This window comes from Variovorax sp. Root434 (assembly GCF_001426595.1).
In the GTDB taxonomy this organism is placed as follows: Bacteria; Pseudomonadota; Gammaproteobacteria; order Burkholderiales; family Burkholderiaceae_C; genus Variovorax.
On the sequence record NZ_LMEK01000013.1, the window covers coordinates 50582 to 60191 of the forward strand.

Genomic DNA, 9610 nt, shown 5'->3' on the forward strand with positions numbered 1-9610 from the left:
ACGCCCTACAGACGATTACTTCTCGACGATTTTGAAATTCGCGACGCCATAGACGTCGTTGCATGGGGTGTTGGGCGCGCACACGGGCTTGCCCAGCAGCGGCGACGGACCGGTGCCGCGCGTGGCTTCGAGCGCGGCCAGCACCGGCAGCGGGAACACGGGGAACACGCCGTCGTTCTGCACGCCGGCGGCGCTGAAATCGCGCTCGCGCTCGCTCACGAGCACCGCGAACTGGTCGGTGCCGACCGGGCCGCCCGCGTCCATCGGCCACGAGGCGCGCGGCAGCGAGAGCGAGCCGCCGGCGGTGATCTTGTTGTACTTGTCGAGCAGGTTCGGGAACAGCAGGAACATCTCGCCACCGCTGGACAGCAGGAACACGTAGACGAAGCCCTCGCGCTTGCTGCGCACTTCGAAAGCGAGGCGGTCCTTGCCGATGGCGACCTCGGCCTTCTTCGGCGTGGCCGTCACGTCGAAGCCCGGGGCTGCACCGGCCGCGAGCGATTGCAGCGATTCGGCGGGCGTGCGCGGGGCCGGAGGCGGCGGTGGTGGCGCAGGCGCAGGAGGTGGTGCCTCTGCAACCTTGGTGTCGGTCGGCGGGGCCGGCGTGGCGGTGACGGTTTGCTTGCCGCCGCCGCTGTCCGCTTCACCGCCTGCGCGGCCCTGGAACCACCACCAGCCGCCACCGGCCGCGGCCGCGAGGACGGCGACCGATGCGAGTGCGGCGACAGTCTTGCTGCTGCCCTTTCCACCGCTGGCGGGAGTGGGTGCGGGTGCGGGCGGCTTGCCGCTGCCGGCCTTGCTGCCGCTGGCGATGACCGTCGCCGCATCGGCATTCGTGGTGGCCCGCGCGCCCGATGGCGGCTGCGTGCGCGGCGTCGGCGCGATGCTGTGCCCCACCTCGAGATCGAGCGCCGCGCGCAGCTCGGCCATCGACTGCGGCCGCTGCTCGGGCCGCACGCCCAGGCCCGCATCGATGGCTTCGAGCAGCCGCATGCTGTAGCGCTGGCGCAGGATCTCGTTGCCCGCGAGCGGCACGTAGCTGTCGGACAGCAGCCGCGCCACCGACGGCGGCGGCGCGCGGCCGCACACGGCGACGTGCATCACGGCCGCGAGTGCGTAGACGTCGGTCCAAGCGCCCTGCGACATGTCGGGCATCTCGGCGTACTGCTCGATGGGCGCATAGCCGGGCTTGAGGATGACGGTGATCGCCTGCGTCTTGTCGGTGATCACGCGGCGCGCGGCGCCGAAGTCGAGCACCACCGGGCGCCCGGAGCCTTCGAGCAGGATGATGTTGTCGGGGGCGATGTCGCGGTGGTAGCAGTTGGCGTTGTGCATCACCGCCAGCGCCTGCGTGACGCCGTCCATGATGCGGATCAGCCATGCCTCGTCGACACCGGCGGGGATGGCCACCAGGGCCTCTCTCAGCGTGTCGCCCCGGTAGAAGGGCATGACCATGTAGGTGGTGCCCTTCTCCTGCCAGAAGCGGTAGACCTTGAGCAGCGACGGATGGTCGAACTGGGCCAGCAGGCGGGCTTCGTTGATGAAGCTGCGCATGCCGAGGTCGAAGGTTTCGCGGTGTCGTTCCGACAGGGGGACCACTGTGCCGTCCTGCTGTCTTGTCGACAGCGACGTTGGCAGGTATTCCTTGATGGCCACCACGCGTTCGAGGGTGTGGTCCCAGGCCTCGTAGACGACGCCGAAGCCGCCCTGGCCTATGACTCTGGTGACTTCGAATTCTGCGAGGCGGCTGCCTACGGGGAGGAGGCCGGCTTCGGTGCTGCCCGTGGCGGGGCTGGTGACGGGAATGTTCGCGGCTGCACCGGCTGTGATGACGGTGGCTGATGTGTCGCCGGTTGTTGTCGGCTGCGCAGGCTTGTTGGGGACCACTCGGGTGCGGTCGTCGTTGGAGTCGGTCATTGACTGGCTCCTTGTTGGGGTGTGCTTTTGGTTTGCTTTCCGGGGCCGGGTCTCGCCCCGGCGGGCGACTCACTTTCTTTTGCTTCGCCAAAAGAAAGTAAGCAAAGAAAAGGCGACCCTACTGTCTGCGACCCTCCGCTTCGCTCCGGGCAACCTGCGGTGCTCGCGGTTCGCGGGGTCCCGCCCAAACTCGCTTCGCTCAGACAAGGGCGGGCCCTGATCCGCGAACCGCTGCGCTCCTCGGCGCAGCCAGAAGGGATAGGAAAACCGAACGCGCCATCGCTGCGCTCGGCGTGGGGCGGCTGCACGCGCTGCGCGCCTGCAGCCGCATGGGGGCCGAGCGAAGCGAAGGCCCGGGAGGGTTCTCCTCCCCTCTGGCTGCGCCGAGGAGCGGAGCGTTTCGCGGATAAGGGCCGCAGCTGTTTGAGCGAAGCGAGTTCTGCGGACCCCGCGAAACGCGAGCACCGCAGGTTGCCCGCAGCGAAGCGAAGGGACGCAGACAGTGGGGTCGCCTTTCTTTGCTTACTTTCTTTGGCGAAGCAAAGAAAGTAAGTCGCCCGCCGGGGCGAGACCCGGCCTCGGGAAACAAGACGAAGAGAGGCGCTCATCTCACCCCTCCTCCGCAAAGCCGAGGAACAACGCCTCGAACTGCTCATCCCGAGGCAACCCGGTACTCAACATCCGAACCCCCTGCTCAGCAGCAGGATCCCCCAACCAAAGCGAGGCCCCAGCAACAGGCAACATCAACGACTCCACCGTGTTCTCGCGAACCGAGGCAGCAGCAGCAGCAGCAGCAAACAACCTCTGCAGCACAGCATCGAACCGCAGTGCGTCCAGATCCCCATCCAGCCCCTCCAGCGCAGCCTGAGTCGCATGAGCCCACCACTGCAGCGCCGCAGCCAGCGCCGCCCCTTGAAGCTGTTCAGGCACCGCCTCATCGAGCTCCATCGCCAAAGCAAACGGAAAGTAGCGCCCCACCCCATCCACCGAAGGCATCAGCACCCCGATCCACGCCCGCTCCCCCGCCACCTGCCGCCCCAGCGCAAAGCACCAGATCGGCGCCTCCAGATACCGCTCGGTCCAGTCCGCATGCCGATCCCGCAGCCGCGCCATGCCGCGTTGCAGCCACTGGTCCCACACGGCGCGGAACGGCTCAGGCAGACGCCGGTGCGCGAAGTCGCCCATGCCCGGCAGCTTGCCGAACCACCCCGGCAACGCGGTCGATGCAAAGAGCGGCGATGAAGACTCAACGCTCACAACCCCTCCGGACAAGAAAACTCACGCAGCTCGCGCAGCCGGATCGGATGCTGCACGCTGTTGGTCGTCACTTCGAAGCGCGTCTTGCGCGCGCCGATCTGGAAGGTGATGAAGAACTTCTCGGGCGCATCGCCTGCTTCGAGCTGCCCGTCGTCCAGCGCACGGAACAACGCCCACGGCCCATCCACCGCGGCGCCCGAGCTGCCGGTGGTCGACGGTGGGCTGACCTGGATGCGCACCTGGTTGCTGCCCTTCGGTCCCGGCCACTGCACGGCCATGGGCACGACGGGACCATGCGCGTACTTCACGAGCTGGCCGTCGACGTCGAGGATGAACTGCGTGATGCCGGCGTCCATCTCCACGGGCTTGAAGTCCAGCCGCATCGACGGGCCCCGGCCGCCGCCGCGGAAGAAGATCTCCTTGATGCGCGCGGCGCGCTCGAACTGGGCGATCGCCTGGGTGGTGATGGCGCCGCGCTCGGCCACGGGCTTGTAGCGCCACGGGCGCGTGCTGGTGTCGACGATGGCGGCCAGGCGCTTCTGGAAGAAGTCGTCCATCAACCCGCCGGGGCCGAACATCTGGCCGAAGTCCTCGGGCAGCACGTCGCGCTTGCTGCTCTGCACGAAGGGGTAGCGACCGGCGATGGCGCGCGCGCAGAACTCGGCTACCGGGCGCAGGTCCTGGCTCAGGTTGCCACGCTCGGCCACCTGGGCCTGTGCGGCGCCGGCCTGGCTCAGGTTCTCGACCATCGAGCGCACCGGCTCGGGCAGCCGGCCCGCGTCGGACTTGAGCTTGCCGGCCACGTCGCCGGGCGGCGGCGAGGTGCGGCCCTTCACCGCGGTGTCGACCGCATTGAGGTACACGTACACCTCGTTGAAGAGCTTGAGCGCGTCGTCGATCGGCGCGGGCTGGTTGGGGCCGCCCGCGGTGACGAGGCGGCGCAGCGACTCGAAGCGGTCGTCCACGATGCTCTCGATGCGCTTGCCCGGCGCCACCTGGCGGCCGGGGTCGCTGCCGAACAGGTCCTCCAGGCCCTTGCGGGTGTTGCGCACCGTCTCGGTGGCCTTGCTGACCACGTCCTTGTTGGTGTCGGCCGCGGGGATCAGCGTGGTCTGCTTGACCACGGCGCGCAGGAAGTTCGCGAGCGGCGAGTCGACGCCCGAGAGGATGCGCGCGGTCTCGATGTTCTTCTCCAGGCCGCTCACGCGGATCAGGCGCACGTCGGCGAGCAGCGCCTCCCACTGCTTGACGTATTCCTCCAGGTAGAGGCGGCGCACGCGGTCGGTCAGCGCGCCGAGCGCGGCCACGTCGCGCAGGCGGTCGGCGGCGTTGCGGTCCTGGCCCAGCACCCACGGGTCTTCGTTGGCGAGCAGGCCGGTGAGCACCGTCACTTCGTTCTGGAAGCGCTTGTGATAGCCGTCGTAGGTGAACATGCCCGGCACGCCTTCGCTCAGCGGCTTGCCGCTGATGCGTTCGAACACCAGCGGACCCGAGGGGCCGGTGGCGTTGGCCACGCTGAAGGCCGGAATGTCCTTGCTGGCGCGCTGGCGCTTCAGGCGGCTGAACACGCGCTGCTCCAGCGGGTAGCTCGCGAGCACGGCGCGCACGCTGCGCACCAGGTTCTCGTCCATCTTGAGCGGCGAGCGCGGCGGGCCCTGGGCGATGAGCACGTCGAGCTGGTCTTCGAGCTGCCTGCGCTGGTCTTCGGGAATGCCGCGGTCGAGGTTGCGCGACCAGTCGAGCGTGATCCAGGCCTTGAGCGCCTCGGCGTCGAAGTGCTCGGGCTGGTAGAGCATCAGGTAGCTCTTGAGCGCTTCGTAGGTGAACTCGAGGTTGTCCTTCTGCGCGGTGCGCAGCTGGTCCTCGATGCGCTTGGCGATCTGCGGCAGGAAGGCGTCGTTGAGCGCACGCTGGTGCGTGAGCATGGCGGCCGCGTCGAGCTTGTCGCCCTGGTACAGGCCCAGCGTCATCGACAGCGGCTCGTCGCCCTGGCGGTTGTCGGGCGTCTTCCAGATGTCGCGCAGGCCCTGCAGCACGGGCGCGACCTCGACCAGGTTCTGCACGCGCGCGGGCAGCGCGGCGAGGTTCTGCCGGGCCGGCTCGACACGGGCCTCGACCGACTTCAGGTAGTTCATGTTCTGCAGCGTGCTGTAGCCCCAGGCGGCGAGCAGGCCGACGGTGACGAGCGTCATCGCGGTCACGCCGATCACGCGCATGGTGTGGCGGCGGCGCTCCAGCTTCACGTCGGCGCCCGCGAGGCGCTGCTCGGGGAACACCACTTCGCGCAGCAGCGAGGTGAGGAAGTAGCTGCGACCGCTGGACTTCTGCGGCGCAAGCATCGCGCGCTCGATGCCGAAGCTGCGCGCCAGGCTGCCCATCACGCGGTCGATCGGGCTGCCCTCCTGCGTGCCGCTGGTGAAGTACACGCCGCGCACCCACGGCGGCTGCGCGAAGCGCGAGCCGGTGAACACCTGTTCGAGCAGGTCGGACAGCAGCGAGCCGATGGAGCCGAACTGCGCCGGAAAACCGAAGATCGCCGCGCGGCGCGTGCCGTCGGTCTCGCGCTGCATGCGCGCGATGAGGCCGTCGTTCACGCGGTTGTGCAGCAGCGCGAACTCGCGGTGGAAGGCCTTGGAAAGCCCCTTCTCCTCGACCTGCAGGTTCTCGTCGGCCGGCAGCGTGAAGCCGAAGACCTGCGCACGCTGCTCCTTGCCGAGGTCGTCGAAGTAGTCGGTGAAGCCGTAGAGCAGGTCGCTCTTGGTGACGAGCACGTACACGGGCAGGCGCGTGGTGAGCTTCGAATCGAGTTCGAGCAGGCGCGCGCGGATCGAGGCCGCGAGCTGCGTGCGCGCCTCCGGCCCCTGGCTCAGCAGGTCGGCCACGCTGACGGTAAGGAACACGCCATTGAGCGGCCGGCGCGGGCGCGCCTTCTTGAGCAGGCCCAGGAAGCCTTCCCACGCGCTCTTGTCTTCCGACTGGTGGCTGTCCTGCGTGGTGTAGCGCCCGGCCGTGTCGATGAGCACGGCTTCGTCGGTGAACCACCAGTCGCAGTTGCGCGTGCCGCCCACGCCGCGAATGGCGCCGGGGCCGAACTTCTCGGCGAGCGGAAAGCTCAGGCCCGAGTTCACCAGCGCAGTGGTCTTGCCCGCACCGGGCGCACCGATGAACACGTACCACGGCAGGTCGTACAGGTAGCTGCCGCCCGAGATCGACATCCAGTCGCGCCAGCCCGGCTTCTTGCCCGCGGCGTGCAGGCGCATCTGCTTGAGCGTGGCGACGGCTTCGCTGAAGCGCGTGTCGAGGATCTTCTGCTCGCCGTTGACCGGCGCATCGGTCTTGGCGGCCGGGGCCTTCATGAGGCCGTCGGTCAGGTGCTGGCTCGCGCGGCGCGCGCGCCAGCGGCGGTACAGCGCGCGCAGCAGCACGGCCAGCACGATCACGCCGATGACGATGGCGCGCACCATTTCGCTTTCGAGCGGCGCGAGCGAGCCGATCTTCACCAGCGGCCCGATCCACCAGATCAGCAGCGCGACGATGAGCAGCGCGAGCAGCGTCAGCAGCAGCGGGCTGAACAGGAAGCCGAAGATTTTCTTGATCATTTCGTGGCTCCCGTGTTCGCGGCGACGCGCTCGGGTTCCGTGAGCAGCACGATGTCGACGCGCCGGTTCTTCGCGCGGTTGGCTGGCGTGTCGTTGGCGGCCACGGGCTCGGCGTCGGCCTTGCCGTCGGAGCGCATGCGCGCCGGATCGACCAGCGTCGACAGCGCGCCCTTCACCGCATCGGCCCGCGCGGCCGAGAGGTGCCAGTTCGACGGATAGCGCAGCGAGCGGATCGGCTGGTTGTCGGAATGGCCGGTGATCAGCACCTCGCCCTTCACCTCGGCCAGCGCCTGCCCGATGCGGCGCAGCACCGGCAGCGACTGCGCCATCGGCTCGGCGCTGCCGGAGCCGAAGAAGGAGTCGCCGCGCAGTCGCACCACGCTGCGGTCGGCCTCGTCGGTCACCGTGACCAGGCCCTGCTTCACCTCGGGTTCGAGAAAGCGTGCGAGGCGCGGCGCCTTCGCCGGCAGGGCGGGCGGCGCGATCTGGATGTTGGGCGCGCGCAGGCTGGACACTGCGGCGTAGGTGGTGTCGGAGCGGTAGTTGAGCGTGAGCCGCAGGCCGAACCATGCGAGCGCGAGCAGCAACGCGAAGCCCGCCGCGAACACCCACAGCGGCAGCGACTCGCGCAAGCGCACCGTGCCCGCGCCCTGCCCACGCCAGTGCGGCGAGAGTTCGGGCTCGACGGCCGGGCGGTCTTTCGCGATCAGGTCCGCGAGGCGTTGGCGCACCGAGTCGAGCTGTGCGCGGCCGTTGTCGACCACGCGGTAGCGGCCCTCGAAGCCGAGTGCGAGCACGCTGTAGATCAGCTCGAGCAGCTGGCGGTGCGTGGGCACGTCCTGTGCGAGCTTGGCCAGGAGCTGGAACACCTTCTCGCCGCCCCAGGTCTCGTTGTGGAACTGCACCAGCAGGCTCTGCTTGTTCCAGCCGGCCTGCACGCCCCAGGGCGTGTTGGCGACGGCTTCGTCGAGCGCGGTGCACAGCACGTAGCGCGCGGCGAGCACCGATTCGTTGCTGACCCCGGCGCGGCGGGCGCCGGCATCGAACTGGTTGACGGCATCGGCGGTGGAGGCGCGCAGCGCCGGCACGTTGGGCGGCTGCGCGAGGTTGCGCAGTTTGCCGATTAGCACCAGCAGCTTGCCGGCGGCCGACACCAGCGGATTGAGCAGGCCGAGTTCGCCCACGTCGGCGACCGGCGTCGGGTCAGCACCGCCGAAGAAGGGCGCAGGCGATGCGGCCGGCGGCGTTCCTGCCGGCGTGCGCGGCTTGGGCTTGATGACCGTGCGCTCCGACTCGAAGGCGGCGAAGGGATCGGGAGGTGTGCTCATGATGGTGTTCCGTTTCCGTCGGCCGCTTGGCTAGGAACGTATCGCCCAGAACGCGAGGTCGAGGCCGGGGAAGTCGCCCGCGATGTGCATCGCAATGCCACCCGACTGCTCGAGCTGGCGCCACAGGTCGCTGTTGCGCGTCTCGAGCTCGAAGTAGTTCGCGCCCGTGTGAAAGGGAATCTGGCGCGGCGCCACCGGCATCGGCGTCAGCGTGACGCCCGGCAGCGCGAGGTTGACGAGATCGCGTATGCGCTCGACCGGGCCGATCTTGACCTGCGTCGGAAAGCGCGCGCGCAGCGCCTCGCTCGGCATGCTCGCGTTCACCGCGAGCACGAAGGTCGCCTTGCGCTGCAGTTCCACGTCCGTCACCATCGCCACGCGCACGCCGTGCTTGCGGTCGTGCAGGTCGATACGGATGGCCGACTGTTCGAGCACCATCGAGAGGCTGCGGCGCAGGTCGTCCATGACCGGGCGGAAGCTCATCGCAAGGTCGTCGTGGACGTAGGGGCCGAAGTGGGCCACGCGGCGCGAGTCGCGAAAGCTCGCGAGGTCGCCGGCCAGCCCCAGCGCATGCTCGAAGAAATGCTGCGGGTGCAGCACCGCGCTCTTCGCCAGGTGCGCGAAGACGGCTTCGTTGCGGTTCACGGCCTGCAGCAGCATGAAGTCGGCGATCTCGGCCACGCCGCCGGTGCCGCCCTGGGTCATGCGGCCCGCCAGCGCTTCGCCGCGCTGGCGCAGCAGGCCCAGCAGCTCGTCGAGCCAGGCGCGGATGACGGCATGGCCGGCCACGTCGAGCAGCGGCGGCAGCATCGCGCGGTCGAGCTGCACCTGGTTGTCGGCACGGCGCTCGACCACGCGGGCAACGCCGATGGTGGTCCAGGCGTCGGTGGCTTCGCCGGCGCGCATCAGGCGCGTGTGGAGCCGGCCCAGCTGCAGCATGGCGGTGCGTTCGCCGGCGGTGTTGGAGTCGGGCACTTCGGACTCGAGCACGCGGTGACGCACCAGCTCTTCATATTCCTCGGCGTCGGCCTCGCGCGCACCGGCACGGCGCAGCGGCAGCGCGAGCACCACGGCCTCGTCGCGCATGGAAGAGGGAATGTCGATGGGCTCGGGCAGCGGATCGACCGCCGGCATGTCGAACACCGTGCCGTCGCCGAACACGCCGACCGCCCGCACCAGTGCCAGCTTGCCCAGCGTGAGCGCAGCGGAGTCGATCTCCAACTCGGCAAAGCCCCAGGCGTAGGGGGTGGTCGAACGCAGCAGCACATGCCGCGCATGATCGGCATGACGCTCGCTCTGCTGCAGGTGCTGAGGCTGCAACAGCATCCCCTCGCTCCAGACCACTTTTGTTCGCCAACTCATCCGCACTCCGTCAACGGCAAGGGTGCCTGAAAGAAACACGAAGTTTCCGGCGCGGGGGGCGGCGGGCAAATCCGCCTAACGGCCTAGACAGAATGGCTTGAGCCGTTGAGGCGGCCCGTCTCCGGGACTACCGTGGGTTGCGCACCA

5 protein-coding genes are annotated in these 9610 nt (G+C 69.0%); all 5 read right to left on the reverse strand.

Annotation, left to right across the window (positions count from 1 at the left end; all coding sequences use genetic code 11):
- Nucleotides 1–15: 15 nt before the first annotated feature.
- The 5 genes from ASD05_RS16445 to tssK all read right to left on the reverse strand — a co-directional run bounded on the left by ASD05_RS16445 (nucleotide 16) and on the right by tssK (nucleotide 9463).
- The gene (locus ASD05_RS16445; protein ID WP_056594633.1) at nucleotides 16–1917 is read right to left on the reverse strand and encodes a serine/threonine-protein kinase; all 1902 of its coding nucleotides are present in this window, start codon (nucleotides 1915–1917) and stop codon (nucleotides 16–18) included.
- 609 nt (nucleotides 1918–2526) lie between these two features.
- Nucleotides 2527–3174, reverse strand: a complete 648-nt coding sequence (gene tagF / locus ASD05_RS16450) for a type VI secretion system-associated protein TagF (RefSeq protein ID WP_056594636.1) — start codon at nucleotides 3172–3174, stop codon at nucleotides 2527–2529.
- The gene (gene tssM, locus ASD05_RS16455) at nucleotides 3171–6773 is read right to left on the reverse strand and encodes a type VI secretion system membrane subunit TssM (protein WP_056594639.1); all 3603 of its coding nucleotides are present in this window, start codon (nucleotides 6771–6773) and stop codon (nucleotides 3171–3173) included. The genes tagF and tssM overlap by 4 nt, the downstream gene beginning before the upstream one ends.
- Nucleotides 6770–8101, reverse strand: coding sequence for a DotU family type VI secretion system protein (locus tag ASD05_RS16460; protein WP_056594642.1), 1332 nt, complete (start codon nucleotides 8099–8101; stop codon nucleotides 6770–6772). The genes tssM and ASD05_RS16460 overlap by 4 nt, the downstream gene beginning before the upstream one ends.
- A gap of 30 nt (nucleotides 8102–8131) precedes the next feature.
- The gene (tssK, locus tag ASD05_RS16465; RefSeq protein WP_056594645.1) at nucleotides 8132–9463 is read right to left on the reverse strand and encodes a type VI secretion system baseplate subunit TssK; all 1332 of its coding nucleotides are present in this window, start codon (nucleotides 9461–9463) and stop codon (nucleotides 8132–8134) included.
- Between the last annotated feature and the right edge of the window lie 147 nt (nucleotides 9464–9610).

Excerpts from the sequence above, each read along its gene's own strand:
- tssM (WP_056594639.1), bottom strand. The coding sequence starts at position 6,773 with ATGATCAAGAAAATCTTCGGCTTCCTGTTCAGCCCGCTGCTGCTGACG.
- ASD05_RS16460 (WP_056594642.1), bottom strand. The coding sequence starts at position 8,101 with ATGAGCACACCTCCCGATCCCTTCGCCGCCTTCGAGTCGGAGCGCACG.
- ASD05_RS16445 (WP_056594633.1), bottom strand. The coding sequence starts at position 1,917 with ATGACCGACTCCAACGACGACCGCACCCGAGTGGTCCCCAACAAGCCT.
- tssK (WP_056594645.1), bottom strand. The coding sequence starts at position 9,463 with ATGAGTTGGCGAACAAAAGTGGTCTGGAGCGAGGGGATGCTGTTGCAG.